General features: G+C 35.7%; 20 protein-coding genes. 19 read left to right on the forward strand and 1 reads right to left on the reverse strand.

All coding sequences use genetic code 11. The features are described from left to right. The first annotated feature begins 48 nt into the window (after positions 1-48). From LI288_RS06750 to LI288_RS06810, 13 genes are all read left to right on the forward strand, one after another. Entirely contained in the window at positions 49-1227 is a 1179-nt protein-coding gene (locus LI288_RS06750) for an O-antigen ligase family protein (protein WP_227089879.1), read from the forward strand. Continuing rightward, complete coding sequence (locus tag LI288_RS06755) at positions 1217-2164, forward strand: glycosyltransferase family 2 protein (RefSeq protein ID WP_227089880.1); 948 nt, start codon at positions 1217-1219, stop codon at positions 2162-2164. The genes LI288_RS06750 and LI288_RS06755 overlap by 11 nt, the downstream gene beginning before the upstream one ends. Further along, positions 2161-3225 (forward strand): polysaccharide pyruvyl transferase family protein, encoded by a 1065-nt coding sequence (locus LI288_RS06760; protein WP_227089881.1) that lies wholly within the window; start codon positions 2161-2163, stop codon positions 3223-3225. The genes LI288_RS06755 and LI288_RS06760 overlap by 4 nt, the downstream gene beginning before the upstream one ends. Then, complete coding sequence (locus tag LI288_RS06765) at positions 3225-4334, forward strand: radical SAM protein (protein ID WP_227089882.1); 1110 nt, start codon at positions 3225-3227, stop codon at positions 4332-4334. The genes LI288_RS06760 and LI288_RS06765 overlap by 1 nt, the downstream gene beginning before the upstream one ends. Before the next feature lies 1 nt (position 4335). Then, complete coding sequence (locus tag LI288_RS06770; protein ID WP_227089883.1) at positions 4336-5730, forward strand: lipopolysaccharide biosynthesis protein; 1395 nt, start codon at positions 4336-4338, stop codon at positions 5728-5730. A 61-nt stretch (positions 5731-5791) separates the two neighbouring features. Beyond that, entirely contained in the window at positions 5792-6271 is a 480-nt protein-coding gene (locus LI288_RS06775) for a hypothetical protein (protein ID WP_227089884.1), read from the forward strand. Positions 6272-6292: 21 nt separating this feature from the next. After that, the gene (gene glmS, locus LI288_RS06780) at positions 6293-8131 is read left to right on the forward strand and encodes a glutamine--fructose-6-phosphate transaminase (isomerizing) (protein WP_227089885.1); all 1839 of its coding nucleotides are present in this window, start codon (positions 6293-6295) and stop codon (positions 8129-8131) included. A 31-nt stretch (positions 8132-8162) separates the two neighbouring features. Beyond that, a complete protein-coding gene (locus tag LI288_RS06785) occupies positions 8163-9332 on the forward strand; it encodes a hypothetical protein (RefSeq protein ID WP_227089886.1) in 1170 nt (389 codons plus the stop codon). Further along, the gene (locus LI288_RS06790; RefSeq protein WP_227089887.1) at positions 9332-9859 is read left to right on the forward strand and encodes an RICIN domain-containing protein; all 528 of its coding nucleotides are present in this window, start codon (positions 9332-9334) and stop codon (positions 9857-9859) included. The genes LI288_RS06785 and LI288_RS06790 overlap by 1 nt, the downstream gene beginning before the upstream one ends. A 176-nt stretch (positions 9860-10035) precedes the next feature. After that, positions 10036-11061 (forward strand): Rpn family recombination-promoting nuclease/putative transposase, encoded by a 1026-nt coding sequence (locus tag LI288_RS06795; protein WP_227089888.1) that lies wholly within the window; start codon positions 10036-10038, stop codon positions 11059-11061. 41 nt (positions 11062-11102) lie between these two features. Beyond that, positions 11103-12068 carry a hypothetical protein gene (locus LI288_RS06800; protein ID WP_227089889.1) on the forward strand — a complete coding sequence of 322 codons (966 nt, stop codon included), beginning with the start codon at positions 11103-11105 and terminating at the stop codon, positions 12066-12068. Positions 12069-12294: 226 nt separating this feature from the next. Continuing rightward, positions 12295-13959: a retron Ec67 family RNA-directed DNA polymerase/endonuclease gene (locus tag LI288_RS06805; RefSeq protein WP_227089890.1), complete on the forward strand. Its 1665-nt coding sequence runs from the start codon at positions 12295-12297 to the stop codon at positions 13957-13959. Positions 13960-13973: 14 nt separating this feature from the next. After that, positions 13974-14201, forward strand: coding sequence for a hypothetical protein (locus LI288_RS06810; RefSeq protein ID WP_227089891.1), 228 nt, complete (start codon positions 13974-13976; stop codon positions 14199-14201). Positions 14202-14236: 35 nt separating this feature from the next. Here LI288_RS06810 and LI288_RS06815 read toward each other — a convergent pair whose 3' ends face one another. After that, on the reverse strand, positions 14237-14947 hold the full coding sequence (locus LI288_RS06815) for a LytR/AlgR family response regulator transcription factor (protein WP_227089892.1): 711 nt from the start codon (positions 14945-14947) through the stop codon (positions 14237-14239). Positions 14948-15147: 200 nt separating this feature from the next. Here LI288_RS06815 and LI288_RS06820 point away from each other — a divergent pair, with 200 nt between their 5' ends. The 6 genes from LI288_RS06820 to sufB all read left to right on the forward strand — a co-directional run bounded on the left by LI288_RS06820 (position 15148) and on the right by sufB (position 21281). Then, positions 15148-16359 (forward strand): C40 family peptidase, encoded by a 1212-nt coding sequence (locus LI288_RS06820; RefSeq protein WP_227089893.1) that lies wholly within the window; start codon positions 15148-15150, stop codon positions 16357-16359. Between the two features lie 90 nt (positions 16360-16449). Continuing rightward, complete coding sequence (locus LI288_RS06825) at positions 16450-17676, forward strand: AAA family ATPase (protein ID WP_227089894.1); 1227 nt, start codon at positions 16450-16452, stop codon at positions 17674-17676. Positions 17677-17688: 12 nt separating this feature from the next. Beyond that, positions 17689-18363, forward strand: coding sequence for a DUF4276 family protein (locus LI288_RS06830; protein WP_227089895.1), 675 nt, complete (start codon positions 17689-17691; stop codon positions 18361-18363). Positions 18364-18509: 146 nt separating this feature from the next. Beyond that, positions 18510-18959: an RrF2 family transcriptional regulator gene (locus LI288_RS06835; protein WP_022431716.1), complete on the forward strand. Its 450-nt coding sequence runs from the start codon at positions 18510-18512 to the stop codon at positions 18957-18959. Positions 18960-19064: 105 nt separating this feature from the next. After that, positions 19065-19823: a Fe-S cluster assembly ATPase SufC gene (gene sufC, locus LI288_RS06840; RefSeq protein ID WP_227089896.1), complete on the forward strand. Its 759-nt coding sequence runs from the start codon at positions 19065-19067 to the stop codon at positions 19821-19823. Between the two features lie 51 nt (positions 19824-19874). After that, complete coding sequence (gene sufB, locus LI288_RS06845; RefSeq protein ID WP_227089897.1) at positions 19875-21281, forward strand: Fe-S cluster assembly protein SufB; 1407 nt, start codon at positions 19875-19877, stop codon at positions 21279-21281. Positions 21282-21284 lie beyond the last annotated feature (3 nt).

Here is a 21284-nt window from a genome sequence, read left to right on the forward strand (position 1 = left end):
TTATTTGATATTATACAAAGTGTTTTAGATGAAATGGAGTATAGATAAGTGGGTTATAAAATAAAACTATCAACAATAGAAATAATTTTACTTGTTTTAACAGTAATAAAGATATCATTTATACCTAATGATATCTTTATGATTATTAGATATTTGACAATTATATATTTTATTGTTAGATATTTTAAAAACTTTTTTGATAGTAAATTAGTATTAGGGTTGTTTTTCGCATATACTATAATTTTAAGTTATTCATCATGGATAAATACATCTAGTGTAACATGGACAATATCTGCTGCAGCATTGGGGTTAAATTATATCGTTATATTTGTGGTATTTTCGAAGTTTTGCAAGGATAGGACAAATGATGAGTTAATTATACTACTTATAAGGATTTTAGGCTGTTTAATTATAATTAATGATTTTTTCTTTTTAATAGCTTCATATAATTTTGCAAATGCCGATGAAACCTATATCATAGGTAATAAATTTGAAGTGGCATTTTGTCATGCTCTTTTGGCATGTTTAATATATGTAAGAGGTAAAAGTATAATAAGCAAAGTGGAAACATTAGCTTTCCTAGTGTATAGTATTATCATTTCAATGATTGTTAATTGCACAACGGGTATTGTAATATTAAGTGTATTAGTTATTATGTTATGGAGTCCTAATTGGCTGAAAGCAGTACTTGAAAAGCCATATACATTTATTCTTGCATTAGGTGGTGAGAACATATTAATTTGGGGAACGACACAATTATTTAAACAACCATATGTTCAAAATATTATTGTAAATGTATTCCATAAATCTCCGGATATGACAGGAAGGGAGCGGTTATATAGGGCTACCTTGAATTTAGTACAAGAGAAACCGTTATGGGGGTATGGCTATAACACAGATATTTATAGAATAATGTTTGGATATGGCAATGCACAAAATGGTTTATTTCACATAATTACTCAAGCGGGTATAATAGGCGCAGTTATATATTTTTTGGGGATTGTTTTTGCATTAGCAAAGGCCGATAAAAATCATTCAATGTATGGTATGTATATGTATATATATGCAATGCTTATAGGTTCAGCAGTAGAAATTAATCTTTCAAAACTATTTATTATGGGAGTTGCAGTTATATTTGCATGTAATAAAACATTACAAAATATAAATGAAGAAAATAAAAGGAAAGGCTTTAAAATAAGGAAAAAGGTGAAATTCATTGTTAATTAGTGTAATTGTTCCAGTATATAATGTAGAACTGTATTTATCTAGATGTATCCAAAGCATTATTAAACAAACGTATAAAGAATTAGAGATTATTTTAGTAGATGATGGCTCTACAGATTTAAGTGGACAATTATGCGAACAGTGGAAAGAAAAAGATAGTAGGATTATAGTGATTCATAAAGCAAATGGCGGTTTATCATCAGCTAGAAATGCTGGAATAGAAATTGCAAAGGGAAAATATTTGGCGTTTGTAGATAGTGATGATTATATTGCAGAAGATATGATTGATACGATGGTAGGGGATATACAAAACTATGGTGTTGATGTAGCTTGTGTTAATTACATGGAATTTGATGATAGTAATGTAAATCAAGTAATACAGAATCAGGAAAGCAAAACGATAGTTTTAGACACATTGTCTGCAATTAAATGTTTATATTCTAATGAAAAAATATGTAACTTTGCATGGAACAAAATGTATAAGAAAGAATTGTTTGAATCAATTAGGTATCCATTGGGACGAAAAATGGAGGATTTAGGTACGACATATCGTTTATTTGATTTGAGCAAGAATATATCATATAATTCAAAAAGATTGTATTATTATTATCAGCGAGAGAACAGTATTTTACATAATTTAAATAAAAGTTTTTATATTGATAAAACATTATTGACAATACAACGCTCAAAGTATTTACGAAAAAAGTATGGAGATTTTATAGAAAATACAGAATATGTAGTGAATACAATATTTGAAAGTTATCAATATATTTACGGTGATGAAAAATTAGATAAAATAGTTACGGAGGAAATGGATTATATATGGAAATATTGCAGATCAAGTTTTAATGAAAAAAGGAAGATAAAAATACTAATTTTTCAAATTAGTAAGAAAATGTTTTTAAAAATATTTAATAAAGGGAAAATTAATAACTCATGATAGATTATATAAAACAGTGGATAAAAATAAGAATAAAGTATTTTATAGATGTGATAAAAATGTATGATAAAAGTATTGATATAGATTTAAAGCAGGGACAAAAATATGTTTTTATTTTTTTTGCTGCGGATTATAATAATTTAGGAGATATTGCGATTACATATGCGCAGGAAAAATTTATAAAAGAAAATTTAAGTAAAGAGTATAAAATTATAAAAATAGTGGAATCCGAAACATATCAGTGGGTAAAAGCTATTCGGAAATTACAGGTAGATGATGTAATTATTACGCTTATTGGAGGAGGAAATAATGGTTCATTATATGAATTCTTAGAGGAACCAAGACGATTTATACTGAAATTTTTAAGAAAATATAAAATAGTGTCTTTTCCACAATCGGTTTTTTTTGAAGAAGAATATAAATATAAACCGTATAAAAAAGCATTTTTAAAGTTATGTAAAAAGTGTGAGAATTTAGCATTAGTAGCAAGAGAGATGAATTCATATAATTTTTACAAAAAAAATTGTTATCAAAATAATTGCTTGCTTGTACCAGACATTGTTTTTTCTTTACAAACTGAATTTGAGTTATTTGGTCAAAGCGATAAAGAGAATAAAGTAACCTATATATTAAGAGATGATAAAGAGAAAGCCTTGGATTTAAATGGTCAATTACAAGTTATAGATTGTATAAACAAAAAAATAAAAAAACAACAATTTTTAGATACATGTAGTATAAAATATGAAAACGATATATATAGATTGATTTTTGATTATGTAGATAAGTTGAAAACATCAAAATTAGCAGTAACAGATAGATTGCATGGTATGATATTGTGTTATCTATTAAAATTGCCATGTATCGTGATTAATAATAATAATGATAAGATAAAATCGACATTTGAAACATGGATGTTGCATCAAAATTATATTAAAATGTATGATGTTAATTCTGGTATGGAAGAATTAAAAAGTATTATAAATTGTTTAGATAATATTACACCTGTTCAAGAACAAGATTTAACTAAGCAATTTAGTAGTTTAAAGGAGAGTCTAAAATAATGCAAAAAATTTGTATCAAAAGATTTTTTGAGTGCTTAATTCCAGTAACAGTTTGCAATTTAAAGTGTAGTTATTGTTATGTCATTCAACGGGATTATAGAAATATGAAATTGTGTGAACTAAAATATTCACCGGAATATATTGGAAAATGTTTAACACAGAAAAGACTTGGAGGACCTTGTTTTTTTTCAATCTGTGGTGCAGGAGAAACGTTGGCACAACCAGAGGTGGTAGATATAGCTCATGAATTATTGAAAAATGGTCATATTGTTAATATAACAACAAATGGTACGTTAACAAATAGGTTTAAAGAATTTGAAAATTTTTTGCCGGAAGAGTTAGAAAGATTGCATTTTAGTTTTTCTTTTCATTATTTGGAATTAAAACGTTTAAATTTGATAGAAACATTTTTTGAAAATGTAAAATTTATAAAAAAAATTGGATCATCAATGCTCGTCCAATTAAATCTGTGTGATGATTATTTGCCATACTTAGATGAAATAAAAAAAATATGTAAAGAAAATATTGGTGCATACCCGCAGATTGCAGCAACAAGAAAAGAGAGTTATGGATTAAAAAAAGTCCAGCTGTATACGGATATGTCAGAGGAAGAGTATGTTTCAAAAGGCAGAGAATTTGAATCAGAATTATTTGAATATACCATGCAAAATTTTAATGTTAAACGTAAGGAATTTTGTTATGCAGGAGAGCGGTCAGGAACATTAGATTTAGATACAGGAGCATTGCGTAAATGTTATGGAGATACTAAACCACAGATGATTTTTGAAAACCCCACAGAACCAATTAAGTTTGAAGCAATTGGTAAATATTGCAGGAGTTCATTTTGTTTTAATTCTAGTCATTTTATGTCTTTAGGTGTTATAGACAATGGGGATTGTAGGACATATTGTGGGTTAAGAGATAGACCGGAAGCGGGTTGGTTTAATGAAACAGTAAAATATGCATTATCAAGGAAACTTTCTGAAACAAATGGACCATATTCAATTATTAACAAATGTAAAATTAATATTAAACAATTTTATATAAAAAGTACATATAAAATATGGTGCTATTTAAATAAAATAAAAAAAATTATTCTGGAGAGGTAGAATGAGTAGAACGAAGGAATTGGCAAAAAATACTGCAATTATATCGATTGGAAGAGTTGGAACACAACTTGTTAGTTTTTTTTTGCTTCCATTGTATACTGCAAAATTGGCAACGAGTGAATATGGAAATGTTGATTTTGTAACAACACTTGCATCATTTATTGTTCCTGTTATTACAATGTTAATGGAAGAATCAATGTTTAGGTTTTTAATTGATGCAGAGACGGAAATAGAAAAAAAGAAGATTATTAGTCAAGCATTTATATTTAGTTTTTTAAATTTGTTCGTAGGGATGGTTGTTGCTATTCCATTACTTTTAAAATCTGGATATGAATTAGGATATCCAATATTATTGTATACGATTTCTTGTGTTTTTATTGCGTTGGCAAATGCATTATCAAGGGGGGTAGGTAGGATTTCTTTATATGCTTTTTCTAATTTTATATGTAGCGTAAGTATAATTTCATTAAATATTATATTAATACTTATATTGGATATGGGTTTTTGGGGAATGATAATTGCAAATGTATTATCAAATATTATAGTGTCATTATTAGTATTTACAATATTAAAAGTGTGGAGCTATATTAATGTTAGATATTTTGATCTAAATATGATGAAATATATGTTGAAGTATTCTTTACCATTAGTGCCGAATACTATAAGCTGGTCTATTATTAATGTGTCGGATCGTCTTGTAATTGTCTCTGTGTTGGGTGCATCTGCAAATGGTTTATATTCGGTAGCGAATAAATTTCCGAATATAATTAATACATTTTATAATTTCTTTAATATTGCATGGAGAGAGTCTTCAGCAAGAATATTAAAGAGCAATGATGTTGGGGAATTTAAAAAAATATATGGATTTATAAAGAAAGAGTTGTTTTTAGTTACAATAATGTTAATTTCAGGGATACAATTTGTTTATCCTTTTTTTATAAATAAAAATTATCAATCAAGTGTAGCATATGTTCCTATTTTGACAATTAGTGTATATTATTTATCTTTATCAGCTTTTTATGGTGGCATTTATACAGCATATAAAAAAACTACTATATTGGGGACAACTTCGTTTGTTGCGGCTATAGTTAATGTACTTATAGATATAGTGTTAATTAAATTTGTTGGAATATATGCAGCGGCAATTTCGACAGTAGTGTCGGCATTTTATTTGTATTATTATAGGAAAAGAAAAATGTCACATTATTTGGACGTGAAAGATAATCGGGATTGGAAAATTCTGGTGACATTTATAATATTGCTTATTCTTTTTTATAAAGCTTCCTTAATAATACATATCGTTGAATTTATATTTGTGGTTTGTAGTGCAATTTATGTCAATAAGGAAGAAATAAACAAAATATATAGAAGTGTTATCTTAAATAGTAAAAAATAAAATTTGCAATTATGCATAGATGGTATATAATAAAAAATACATGGTCAGAGGAGTAGATAAAATGCAAAAAAAAATAAGTGATAAATCCAATACTATGATATACATTAGCTGTATTATTTTTATGATTGTAGTATTTGGATGCGGCTATATTTCTAATAATATAATACGGAATAAAGAGAAAAATTATGAAATTCAAGATGTGCAAACATTGGAATATATGCAGAAAGCAGTGAACAATGCGTTGCAAGAGGATGATGTAAAAAAAGAATTGGACGGTTTTATGGTAAATTCCAAAGTTAAAAATTTTTATATAGGTAGCAGTGAAAGCCAATATGAATATTTGAAAAAGTATTTACCACTATTGTATAGTAATATTAATGATGCAACTGAAAGAAAAATAAAATCAATGACAGCAAAATCTTACGGCATAAGAGCTGAGATTGATGAAGAATATAATTGTACATTAAAGATATGTGACTGGTCGACAGAGCATAATATTATTCGGGCGCAGTATTTGAATCAAGAATTTATTGCCCAGTAAAATTAATTGTGAGGTGTGGTTATGTGTGGAATAGTAGGATACATAGGTAATGAACAGGCAGCTCCAATTTTGTTGGATGGATTATCTAAACTGGAATACAGAGGATACGATTCCGCAGGATTGGCAATTCGTAATGGTGAAAATATAACCGAGATTGTAAAAGCAAAAGGCAGATTGAAAAATCTGGAAGAAAAAACGGATAACGGACATGCCTTAAAAGGTGACTGTGGAATCGGACATACCCGTTGGGCAACACATGGAGAACCGTCAGAAACAAATGCTCACCCGCATTGTACGGACGATATGAATGTGGTGGCAGTACATAATGGTATTATTGAGAATTATCAGGAACTGAAAGAAAAACTGTTAAAAAAAGGATATACCTTTTATTCTTCCACAGATACAGAAGTAGCCGTAAAACTAATTGATTATTATTATAAAAAGTATCTTGGAACACCGGTAGATGCTATTAATCATGCAATGGTGCGTATCAGGGGATCATATGCACTGGCAGTAATGTTTAAAGATTATCCGGAAGAAATTTATGTGGCAAGAAAAGACAGTCCGATGATTATCGGGGTGCAGGATCATGCAGCATATCTTGCATCCGATGTGCCTGCAATTTTAAAATATACACGTCATGTTTATTATATTGGTAATATGGAGATCGGCAAACTTGAAAAGGGTAAAGTGACATTTTATAATCTTGACGGTGAAGAAATTGAAAAGGAACTGGTGGAGATAAAATGGGATGCAAAAGCCGCAGAAAAAGGCGGATTTGAACATTTTATGATGAAAGAAATCCATGAGCAGCCAAAGGCAGTGGCGGATACATTACATTCAGTTGTTAAAGATGGCAGTATTGATTTGTCAGCAGTTGGTTTGACAAAAGAGGATATTCAGTCAATTAGTCAGATTTATATTGTAGCATGTGGTTCGGCATGGCATGTTGGAATGGTTGCGCAGTATGTCATTGAAGATTTGGCAAAGATTCCGGTGAGAGTAGAACTGGCATCCGAATTCCGCTACAGAAAACCATTATTAGACAAGAATGGACTGGTTATTTTAATCAGTCAGTCCGGAGAAACCGCAGATACGCTGGCAGCTTTAAGAGAGGCAAAAAACAGACAGGTAAAGACACTTGCAATAGTAAATGTAGTAGGTTCTTCTATTGCAAGGGAAGCGGACAATGTATTTTATACATTGGCAGGACCGGAAATATCAGTGGCAACAACAAAGGCATACAGTGCCCAGTTGATTGCGGCATATACGCTGGCATTGCAGTTTGCAAAGGAACGCAATGAAATTGAAATGCCGGAATATGAAAAATTAATAAAAGAGTTGGATACATTACCGGATAAAATTCAGGAAGTGATTGATAACCAGGAGGAAATACAGAAATTTGCAGCCAAACAGGCCGCGGCAAAAGATGTATTTTTTATCGGACGTGGTATTGATTATGCTGTAAGCCTTGAAGGAAGTCTGAAATTAAAGGAAATCAGCTATATTCATTCAGAGGCATATGCCGCCGGGGAATTAAAGCATGGTACAATTAGTCTGATTGAGGATGGTACATTAGTGATTGGTGTACTTACGCAGGATGAATTGTATGAAAAGACTATCAGTAATATGGTTGAATGTAAGAGCCGTGGGGCATATCTTATGGGACTTACCACATATGGCAATTATACAGTTGAAGACACGGCGGAGTTTACAGTATATGTGCCAAAGACAGATGCACATTTTATGGCAAGTCTGGCAGTTGTCCCATTGCAGATGCTCGGATATTATGTGTCTGTGGCAAAGGGGCTTGATGTGGATAAACCGCGAAACCTGGCAAAAAGTGTAACGGTAGAATAGGAAACTTAAAATGAAACTTGGAGAACATGAGATGAAAAGTAATCAATCTGTGGCTGATGAAATTCGTAAATATATGAATTATATTTACTTAATTTTATTTGCTGGAATAACAATGTGGTATTATCTGTATTCAACGGTATTGGAGTATAAGTATCCCTATGCGTTGTATTTAGGATTAAGATATGCATTGATGGCATATGTACTGGTAAGTATTGCGCTTGTGGTATGGCAGAAGCAGTATAGTACCGTATTAGAACCTGTTTTTATGGTGCTGATACTTGTAAGCGCCGGTGTTGTAACGTATGTTGTGAAAGATAATGCAGTGTTTGATTTTGCACTGCTTTTAGTCGGAGCTAAAAATGTACCGTGGAAAAGAATAGCCTATGTCTATCTGTGCATAGCAGTAGTTATTCAGGGAGTTGCCTACTATGCATCAACGACAGGAATTATAGCAGATATTACTATGCAGGCTGACAGAGGAGTCAGACATTCACTGGGGATTATCTATCCGACAGATATGGCAGCGCATGTCCTTTTTATCATGCTGGTGTATGCTGCTCTGCGGGAAAAGAAGCTGACATTTGTAGAGATTACAATGATGGGTGTTGTAAGTTACTGGGTATATGGAAAGACACTGGCGCGGAATGACTTTATCTGTGCCATGGTAATGTGTCTGCTGTTACTTGTTGTAAAAGTACTGGGGCTGTGTAATATTCAGTTATCAAAGTACAAAGCTTTAAAGGCAGGCAGTATTTTAATGCTGGTAGCTGTTGTGGGCTGTGTGATGGCAGTTACATTTTATGATCCTGCTAATGCGGTATATCAGAAGCTGGATGCGGTTTTTTCTAACCGGATATCTTTAAGTTATCAGGGATTAGCTCAATATGGTATTACGGCTTTTGGCGCTGTTGTTGAGGAAAACCAGGCAGTGCTGGGGTATAATTTCTTTTTGGATAATTCATTTATTCGTATTGCGATTAAGTACGGATGGGTATTTTTATCCGTGATTACTTATATTTTTTATCTGTGCTTTAATAAAGCGGTTGATTGTAGGAAAGATGTAATGATTGTGGCATTGCTTATTATGCTGTTGTTTGGTATTTCAGAGCATCATCTGATAGATATCGCATTTTGTCCGCTTTGGTTTATGCTTTTTAGCAGCATGAAGACGGAAAGAAGAACCGGAAGGGGGCGGAACTGATGAAAAAGTATTGGATAAAGCTTGCAGGCTGCGCGGCAACGGCGGTTGTGATTTTTTTGGTTATATTAGGCATGGTGGATTTGCATACAGATGGCATTCTTGTACGGGATGGCTGTTATGTGATTCGTCCAAATGATATGAAGACCTACAGAATGGATGTGTATGGGAATTCCGGGATTGTAGGAACATGGGTGAATCTTGTTCGCGATGTTGATGGAGCAAGTCAGATTTTTGCGATTCATTATACCGGAGAAGATCAATATATGATTGAATATGGAGATCAGGGATACTGTATTGCAGTTGCATCAGATAAAGAAACGGTTGTTATGCAGGATTATGATGCGGAAAATGAATATAATAAGTGGTATATTTCAAGAATCGGTACGACACAAAATTATTTATTTACAAATGTGGCAACTGGCAATACACTTTGTTATGAATATTCATCAGATTTTTCAGCATATAGACTTTATGTAAAAACGTATGACGAAACATCCGGAAATTTTGCATTCTTTTTAGGTCAGTAGAAATAAAGTGAAATTTAGATAACGCAGGAGATATCAAAAAGATATTTACTGCGTTATTTTTTTATGATAAAAATCATAAAAACAATAGAATTATTATTGCACAAATATATAAACTATGATATGGTGAATATATACTGACATATAAAACTTAATACATTTGCAAAGGAGGGGGGGCAATGCATACGGAGGTACATAATGCCGTAACGGCGGCAGATCAGGGAACGCAGTATGATGAAAGTGCTAAAAGACTGCTGGGACAGAAAAGCATACTGGCACAGATACTGGTAAGAACGGTAGATGAATTTAAGGGAATGAATCCAAGATATGTGGAAACTTTAATCGAGGGAGAACCGTATATCAGCAGGATACCGTTAGAGCCGGGGCTGACGAATCAGGAAGTGATGCGGGTAAAATCCGGTCAGCGAATCACGGGATTAAATACAGAGAATCAGGAACATGCTGAGGGGTTGGTGCGGTTTGACATTGTATTTTATGTGCGGATGAAAGACGGACTTTCGCAGATTATTATTAATGTGGAAGCACAGAAAGATGAACCGCAGAGATATGGAATATTAAACAGGGCAGTATTTTACGTAAGCCGCTTGATTTCGTCACAGAAGGAACGGGATTTTGAAAACACGGAGTATGATGATATCAAAAGAGTGTATTCTATCTGGGTGTGTATGAACATGGAAGAAAACAGCTTAAGCCACATTCATCTGATAAAAGATGATCTGGTTGGATACCATGACTGGCGTGGAAAGCTGGATTTATTTAACATTGTTATGATAGGACTGGCAAAGGAACTGCCGGGGCAGGGAGAACAGTATGAACTGCACCGCCTGCTGGGAGCACTGTTTGCCGAGGGGTTGACAGCCGGAGAAAGACTGAATATCATAAAAGAAGAATATGATATACCGATAGAACAGACAATAGAGCAGGAGGTGGATGTGATGTGCAATCTGAGTCAGGGAATAAAGGAAGCGGGAATCGCAGAAGGGCGTGAAGAAGGGCGTGTTGAAGGACGTGAAGAAGGACGTGTTGAAGGACGAAGTGAAGGACGAGCCGAGGAAATCATTGAAACAGGTTACGAATTCGGACTTTCAGAGCAGGATATACTGGAACGGTTACAGAAGAAGCTGAGTATTTCATTGCAGAAGGCACAGGAGTATCTGTTGATGTTCGGGAAGCAGACGGTGTAGAAAGCAATGTTTTTGTGAATGGATTTGCAAAGGAGGGGGCAATGCATACGGAGGTACATAATGCCGTAACGGCGGCAGATCAGGGAACGCAGTATGATGAAAGTGCTAAAAGACTGCTCGGGCAGAAAAGCATACTGGCACAGATACTGGTGAGAACGGTAGATGAATTTAAGGGAATGAATCCAAGATATGTGGAAACCTTAATTGAAGGAGAACCGTATATCAGCAGGATACCGTTAGAGCCGGGGCTGACGAATCCAGAAGCGATGAGGGCAAAATCCGGTCAGCGAATCACGGGATTAAATACAGAGAATCAGGAGCATGCAGAGGGGTTGGTGCGGTTTGACATTGTATTTTATGTGCGGATGAAAGACGGACTTTCCCAGATTATTATTAATGTTGAAGCACAGAAAGATGAGCCGCAGAGGTATGGAATTTTAAATAGGGCGGTATTTTACGTAAGCCGCCTGATTTCGTCACAGAAGGAACGGGATTTTGAAAACACGGAGTATGATGATATCAAGAGAGTATACTCTATCTGGGTGTGTATGAACATGGAGGAGAACAGCCTGAGCCATATCCATCTGGTAAAAGATGATCTGGTTGGATATCATGACTGGAGAGGGAAACTGGATTTATTTAACATTGTCATGATAGGACTGGCAAAAAAACTGCCAAAGCAGGGAGAGCAGTATGAACTGCACCGCCTGCTGGGAGCACTGTTTGCTGAGGGATTGACAGCCGGGGAAAGACTGAATATCATAAAAGAAGAATATGATATACCGATAGAACAGACAATAGAGCAGGAGGTGGATGTGATGTGCAATCTGAGTCAGGGAATAAAGGAAACTGGAATTGCCGAGGGACGAGCTGAAGAAATCATTGAAACAGGTTACGAGTTCGGACTTTCAGAGCAGGATATACTGGAACGGTTACAGAAGAAGCTGAGTATTTCATTGCAGAAGGCACAGGAGTATCTGTTAATGTTTGGGAAGCGGACGGTGTAAATGTTATATAGATTTTGTACATTGCACCTATATGGATAGAAAACAAATTGCAGTAATTTTTAAAATAATATATAATTGAATATGCGTGTGGCTAGATTTTTGGCTTGTGTTTCGCAAGCTTTGATGGAAATGGTAGGAGGATTTGCAGAAATATACGCCCTTCCGTCCTGTGTATAAAGGGAAAAATGCATAATGAGTAGCCACACGCTTTTTGGGTATACAGAGCATGAAAAAATTAAAAGAACTACAGACGAGAGAAGATCTAGCGTTATATTTGGCAATTCCATTGCAAAAATTAACGTATATATTGTATAAAAGCAAACCGGATAGTTATTATGATACATTTGAGATTCCAAAGAAAAATGGTGAATCAAGGCAGATTCATGCACCTTCGGGGGATTTAAAACAACTTCAGAGAAAATTGGCACAACGGCTTTGGGATGTTTATAGAGAATTTATAGAAGAAAATGAAATTCAGGATAACATATCACATGCATTTCAAAAAGGAAAAAGTATTATTACCAATGCGAACATTCATAGAAATAAACGGTATGTACTAAATTTAGATTTAAAAGATTTTTTTGACCATTTTCATTTTGGGCGTGTAAGAGGTTTTTTTATGAAAAATAAAAATTTTGAATTACCTGTTGAGATTGCGACAATGATAGCACAGTTGACCTGTTATGAGGGTAAATTGCCGCAAGGAGCGCCGACATCCCCTATTATAACGAATTTAGTTTGTAATATTTTAGATATGCGTCTACTAAAAATAGCAAAGAAGTATCGGGTAGTTTATACTCGGTATGCAGATGATATGACCTTTTCTACAAACGACAAAAAATTTTTGGAAAATCAAGAGAATTTCATGAAAAGTATAAAAAAAGAAATTGAAAGTTTTGGCTTTGAAATAAATGATAAGAAAACGAGATTGTTATTTTGCGATTCAAGGCAGGAAGTAACAGGTCTGGTTGTGAATAAAAAAATCAGTGTGAATCGTGAGTATTGTAAAAGAACAAGAGCAATGGCGGATGCTTTTTATAGACGGGGAATATTTGAGATATGTGGTGAAGAAGGTTCGGTAAATCAGCTTGAGGGAAGAATTTCTTTTATCAATCAGATTGATTGTTACAACAACAAAAATGATCGGGAACAAAAACATACATTTTGGACGTTAAATGCGAGAGAGCGCCAGTATCAGAAATTTTTATTTTTTAAATATTTTTATGCAAATACAAAGCCGCTTATTGTCACTGAGGGAAAAACAGACATCGTATATTTGCGGGCGGCATTAAAAAAATATTATAAGGAGTATCCTGAACTTATAAAGAAACAGGATGATAATTTTGAATTTCAAGTGACATTTCTGAGAAGAAGTTCCCGCTTAAAATATTTTTTAGGAATTCAAAAAGATGGGGCGGATACCATGAAGAATATTTATAATTTTTATTCAGGCAAAAATAATGCACCCAAACTGTATTCATGGTTTGCACAGAATAGTTGCAAGAAATCCCAAAATCCTGTTATTTTTATTTTTGATAATGAACAGGTGTCTGACCGTCCGCTGAAAAAGTTTTTAAATCATTTAAACAATAAAGGTTTGTTAGAAAGTAGCAATTATAATCATATACAGGATAATCTTTATATTTTAACCAATCCTTTAGTGAACGGAAAAAAAGAATGTGAAATTGAAGATTTATTTGATGATGTGGTGCTTTCGCATACGATTGATGGAAAAATATTTTCAAGAAAAGAAACAGACAATGAAAAATATTATGGTAAAGCAATTTTTTCACAATATGTTGAACGGCAGTATGACAGCATAGATTTTAGTAATTTTAAACCGATGCTGGAAGATATAAAATCTATTGTGGGAAGTAAAAAACAGGGTTGATGCTGTGAAGTAATATGTCTATAGAGCAGGAGGTGGATGTGATGTGCAATCTGAGTCAGGGAATAAAGGAAGCGGGAATCGCAGAAGGGCGAAATGAAGGACGAGCCGAGGAAATCATTGAAACAGGTTACGAATTCGGACTGTCAGAACAGGATATACTGGAGCGGTTACAGAAGAAGCTGAGTATTTCATTGCAGAAGGCGCAGGAATATTTGTTAATGTTTGGGAAGCGGACGGTGTAGAATAATGGAAATCAAAGGAGTTGGGAAATCACCTGCTAATAAAGCAGATGATTTTCTAACTCCTTTTTAAACGTTCTCCCAACAGGAATAATATGATTATGAATATGCAGATAAAGGTTGGTCTTGTCATAGGATGTAATAAAATTTGTATTAATAATATATTTTCTGTGGCAGCGGGTGAAATACGATGGAAGTATTTTAGCAATGGAAGATAAAGAATAGGTATTACTTGTAAAGCCGCCGTTGGGACAAGTGAAAGTCAGATAATGCCCGTTTGCTTTTATGAGTAAAATATTTGATAAACACACGTGAGTCGTAACATCATTTAATAATTTAATGGTCAGATAGTTGTTATCAGTCGTATTGGATAATGTGGCGAGCAGCTCTTTCATGGCATGAACCAGTACAGCTTCATTATAGGGCTTTTCAAGGTAATGGTAGCAGTGGACTTCATTAACACATTTTTGGATAGTATCAGAGGTGCCGGTGCTAAAAAGCACAGGGGTTGTCCGATAAGCAGGGAGACTTCGGATATACCGGGCAAAAGTGATGCCGTTAAAGGCATCGGAAGCGGATGAGAGCTGTATGTCAAGAATAAAAATATCATACTGAACTGATAAAATGGATTTTTGAGCATCATTATAATTTTGACAACAGGTATAATGAAATTGCGGCCAGTGTTTTTTAAGAATATTATATAAAATTTGTAATTCTGTACAATTGTCTTCTAAAAGTAATATATTCATACGAATCCCCGTTTCTGAATAACTTAATATATAAGTATTTTAAGGTCTTATTATAAAGATGTCAAAAAGAAACAGGGCATTGAGGTATAAAAAATTGTCATTGGGGAAAGTTGTCTTGAAATTTAGGAAAAACAGACCTATGATTGCAATAAATTATCGCATATGCAATAAATAAAATCACAATTAGGAAGGAAATAAAGATGAAAAACACAAAATTCAGTGTATTTAAACTGGCAGCTTGTATGCTTGCACTGGCAGGCTGCATATTGCTGTGGCCAAATCAGCAGACCTATGCCGCCGAACTTCAGAAGGATAATTATAATGGCTGGTATTATGAAAACGGACAGGCATATTGGTATGATAACGGTGTACTGGCACGGTCAAAAGAAGTTTATGATCCACAGACAGATGCATGGTATTGGTTTGAAGCAGATGGAACAATGGCAAGGGATAAGGATGTCTTTATTGTATTAAATGCAGACGGAACAGGAAAGTGGACACGTTACGACAGCGACGGCAGAATGGTAAAAGGAGAAAGCTACAAAAACGGTGCATGGTATTATTTTGATTTAACGACAGGTGCTATGGCAAAGGGTTTTGTTAATCTTCCACAGTCAGATGATCCGAATGGCAAGTGGGTATACTATGATCCGATCACAGGAAGAATGCAGTATGGAGAGCAGTATATTGATGGATACTGGTATTATTTTGATACAGCTACCGGAAAGATGGCGCATGGAATTACTAATATTCCGGATAATGATGATGCCGGCGGCAAATGGGTATATTATGATTCTACCACCGGAAGAATGCAGTATGGGGAGCAGTATATTGACGGTAACCGGTATTATTTTGATACAGCTACCGGAAAGATGGCGCATGGAAAATATTACCGTGACGGTGCATATTACTATTACGACACAGTAACCGGAATTATGCAGTACGGAGAACAGACAATTGATGGGGACGAATATTATTTTGATACAGAAACCGGAGCAATGGTTACCGGAGAAGTTGAACGTGATGGAAGGTACTACTATTATGATGATGAAACCGGAGCAATGCTGGGACTTGGTGAGCAGATTGTAAAATATGCAGAAAAATTTTTAGGTACACCTTATACGTGGGGAGGTACATCACCGGATACCGGATTTGACTGTTCGGGATTTACACAGTACGTATACAGTAATTTTGGAATAGATTTAGACAGGACATCATCAGCACAGAGAAGACAGGGAGAAGCTGTAGATGAAGATGATATTATGCTGGGCGATCTGGTGTGCTATAGTGGACATGTTGCAATTTATGTAGGAAATGGACAGGTTATTCATTCACCACAGGAGGGCGAAGTGGTTAAAATTTCCAATATGCATATGATGTCGATTATAACGATTAGAAGATTTATAGATTAGTTTTTCTTGCACAATGTATTTTTTTATGATAGTATACATAAAAGCGTATTGTGTATACTATCATAAAATTTCAAACGGAGAGGTTGGTATATGGGTCGAATAGCAGGAATACAGATTAAGAATTACGGTTCGTTAAAGAATATAAAACTGGGGAAATTATTAGGCGATAATAGCGGCAGGGAATTAACCAACATGAATGCCATTATAGGGCAGAGCGGAACGGGTAAGAGTACGCTTGCCGATGCGTTTGGCTTTTTAGCAGACTGTATGGAAAAAGGTGTTGAGACTGCATGCGATTTGAATAATCGCGGCGGATATGAAAGTATTATATCACAGGGGGTTAATGGCTCAATAGAATTTGAAATTTATTATCGTGAAACAAGTAATGAACCACCTATTACATATGAACTGTGCATTGGGCTGGATAAATATGAAAGACCCATCGTAGAAAAAGAAAGACTTCGTCAAAGACGTGCAAATGAACGTTATGGACGTCCAATGTCTTTTTTGTATCTGGAATATGGAAAAGGTTATGCGTTTAAAGGCGATAATAGTGGATTTGTAGAAGAAGAAAATAAGGAAATTGGGGAAAAAGTGGATGTTGAGTTAGCAGATCCAAGGCAGCTGGGAATTGTAACATTAGGAGAGTTAAGAGAACATCCAAGAATTGTACGATTTAAAAACTTTTTGAAAAATTGGTATTTATGTTATTTTAGTCCGACGGCAGCGAGGGAAATTCCAAATGCGGGACCACAAAAGTATTTAAACCGTCTGGGAAATAATGTAAATAATGTTGCACAATATCTGTATAGAGAGGACCCGAAAGATTTTATGAAGGTATTAAAGAGTATACAGACCAAGCTGCCGGGAATCCAGCAGATAACACCGGTTAAATTACAAAATGGCCAGTTAGTGCTGGAATTTTTAGAAAAAGGATTTAACAGGCCTTTTTATTCGCAGAAGATGTCAGACGGTACGTTGAAATTATTTGCATATTACCTGTTATTGTATGAAAAAGATGCAAGACCATTGGTATTTATTGAAGAACCGGAGAATGGATTGTATCATAAGTATCTTTCTGATTTGGCAGCTCAGATGAAGAATAGTATTAAAAATACATATTCCAAGCAGTTATTTATTACTACACACAGTCCATTTTTTGTAAATGCACTGTCACCGGAAGAAGTATGGGTTTTACAGAAACAGGAAGACGGCTTCTCGACAATTACACGGGCTTCTGATTTTGAGTATGTGAAACAGTTATGTGAGTCAGAGGTTGAATTGGGAGATTTATGGTACAGCAATTATTTTGGATAATATGAGGTGGATATGGAAGAATATGCATACATTGAAATTTTGATAGAGGATCAGTCGGGAGAAATTCTTGTAAAAAATATAATGGATAAGTATATAACTGAAGTTCCGGGTATCACGTACAAAATTCATAGTTTTAAGGGAATTGGTAAAATACCGAAAAAAGTGAATAAATTATCACAGGTTAAGACACAAAAATTATTAAATGATTTACCGATGTATTTAAAAGGAATTGGACGCACGCTGGAGAGTATGCCGGGTAAAAAAGCTATTTTTGTTATTCTTGATAGTGATGATACGGATTGTGCCGAATTAAAAAAAGATTTGGTTGAGATGTATGTAAAATCAGGAGTAACCGTTGATGTGTATTTTTGTATTGCAATAGAAGAAATGGAAGCGTGGCTTCTAGGGGATGAGAAAGCAATAGAAGAAGCATATCCACAGGCCAAAATGCCGTTGTTAAGAAAATACGTTCAGGATAGTATTGTAGGAACATGGGAGTATTTGGCGGATGTAGTTTATAGCGGCGGTGTGAATGCCTTAAAAAAGAAAGCGGAGTCTTATTATGAGATAGGGTTGTTTAAATGTGAATGCGCCGGAAATATTGGAATGTATTTAAATATTCATGAAAATAAATCACCAAGTTTTAATTATTTTATAAATAAGCTGAATGATTTTTGTGAAGTTTAGTTTAGAATAATTCATATAACGCAGCAAAAGAGCCACAGCACGTGTCCTCTTTTCCTGCGTTATATTTTTTTAATACATTCACCTATTGACATAGTAGGTAGATAGGAATATTATCTTGATAAAACAAAGGATTGGAGAACAGGCGTATGATGATTTCTTCAAAGGGCAGGTATGCCCTGCGGGTTATGGTATTTCTTGCGGAGCATAACTCAGATGAATATGTACCGCTAAAAGAAATATCGGAAAAAGAGCAGATTTCACAGAAGTATCTGGAGAGCATTGCAAGAATGTTGTCCAAAGAACATTTAATAGAAGGCATCAGCGGACACGGCGGAGGTTACCGGCTGGCAAGAAAACCGGAAGATTACCGGATTAGTGAAATATTGAGACTGACGGAAGGAACACTTGCACCGGTATCCTGCTTAAAGGACGATGCAGTGCCCTGCGACAGGGCAGGTGACTGCTGTACACTGCCAATCTGGAAAGGGCTGGCGGAGCTTGTGGATAAATATTTTGACAGCATGACACTGAAAGAAGTCGCAGAGAATGCCAGACAGCAGATGATACAAAATCAGAGATCAAATGAAAAAAGTTGATACAATATTACCCTGCCGGATACAAACAGGCAGGTTTGTGTCACAACAAAAATACACATAAAACAGCTTGCAATTAGGGTGATATAAAAATCAGGAGGAACAATCATGTCAGAAAAAGAATTACTGAATGTAAAAGATTTAGTTGTAGATGTAGAGGAAAAGGAAATTTTACACGGGGTCAACCTTACGATTCGTCCGGGAGAAACCCACGTACTTATGGGACCGAACGGAACCGGTAAATCTACACTGGGCTATACATTGCTTGGCAATCCACGCTACACGGTAAAGCAGGGGGAAATCCGGTTTGACGGAAAAAATATCACCGCAGAACCGGTCAATGAGCGTGCAAAGGCAGGCATCTTTTTATCTTTCCAGAATCCGCTGGAAGTGCCGGGTGTGACACTAAGCTCCTTTATCAGAAATGCGGTAGAGCAAAAGACCGGCAAAAGAATCCGTCTGTGGGAGTTTAAAAAGCAGCTGGAAGCGGCAATGGAACTGCTTGATATGGATAAGTCGTATGCAGAGCGTGATTTGAATGTCGGATTTTCCGGCGGTGAAAAAAAGAAAGCTGAGATTTTACAGCTCTTAATGTTAAAGCCAAAGCTGGCAATTCTTGATGAAACCGACTCCGGCCTGGATGTTGATGCCGTGCGCACTGTATCAGCCGGTATCCGTGAATATCAGAAAAACAGCGAAGGCAGTCTGCTGGTTATCACACACAGCACAAAAATTCTGGAATCCCTTCCGGTAGATTATACACATGTTATGGTGGAAGGAAAAATCATTAAGACAGGCGGCGCAGAGCTTGTTGATGAGATTAATGAAAGCGGTTTTGCAGGCTACGAGGCAGAGGAACACAGGTAGGAAAGCAGAGAATCAAGCATACAGCAAACAGCGGAAAGGGAGTAACAGGCGATGAAAGAAAAAAGCTATGTGGAAGACATCGACAGAAGCGTTTATGATTTCAAAGATGATGAAAAAGATGCGTATAAATTGCAGGCGGGTCTGACGCCGGAGATTGTAGAAAAATTATCAAAAGAAAAAAATGACCCGGTATGGATGCAGAACTTCCGTTTACAGGCATTACAGATTTACAATGAAATGCCCGTACCGGACTGGGGACCGTCGATTGAAGGACTGGATATGGCAAATATCGTGACCTATGTCCGTCCGAATACGAATATGAAAGCAAAATGGTCAGACGTACCGGAAGACATTAAAAATACATTTGAGCGGCTCGGTATCCCGCAGGCAGAGCGGAAATCCCTTGCCGGTGTCGGCGCGCAGTACGACTCTGAACTGGTATACCACAATGTGCGCGAGGAGGTTGCGGCACAGGGAGTTGTATACACGGATATGGAGAGTGCCTTAAAAGGCGAATATGCCGACATGGTACAGAAGCATTTTATGAAGCTGGTAAAGCCGAACGACCACAAATTTGCGGCACTGCACGGTGCAGTATGGTCCGGCGGTTCATTTGTGTATGTGCCAAAGGGGGTATCGGTAGAAATTCCGTTACAGTCGTATTTCCGGTTAAATGCGCCGGGAGCAGGACAGTTTGAGCATACGCTGATTATTGTGGATGAGGGCGCAGACCTGCATTTTATCGAGGGCTGTTCCGCACCGAAATATAACGTGGCAAATCTACATGCAGGCTGTGTGGAACTGTTTGTCGGCAAAAATGCAAGACTGCGGTATTCTACGATTGAAAACTGGTCAAAGAATATGTACAACTTAAATACAAAGCGCGCACTCGTTGAAGAAGGCGGCACGATTGAATGGGTTTCAGGTTCATTTGGTTCGCACGTTTCTTACCTGTATCCGATGAGCATTTTAAAGGGCAAGGGCGCAAAAATGGAGTTTACAGGCATTACATTTGCAGGAAAAGGACAAAATCTGGATACCGGAGCCAAGGTTGTACACAGTGCGCCGGATACCAGCTCTTATATTAATACAAAGTCGATTTCAAAGGACGGCGGTATTTCGACATTCCGATCTTGCGTTGTAGTGGCAAAGAATGCGAAGAACGCAAAGTCTTCCGTATCCTGCCAGTCCCTGATGTTAGATGCCATATCCCGCTCGGATACGATTCCGGCGATGGATATCCGCACAAAGGATGCCAATGTCGGACATGAAGCGCAGATTGGCAGTATTAGTGATGAAGCCGTATTTTATCTGATGTCCCGCGGCATGAGCGAGGAAGATGCGAGAGCCTGCATTGTCAGTGGATTTGCAGACAATGTATCAAAGGAGCTGCCACTGGAATATGCGGTTGAAATGAACAATCTGATTCGGTTGGAGATGAAGGGCAGTATTGGCTAGAAA

The organism is Lachnospira pectinoschiza (assembly GCF_020564355.1).
GTDB lineage: Bacteria > Bacillota > Clostridia > Lachnospirales > Lachnospiraceae > Lachnospira > Lachnospira intestinalis.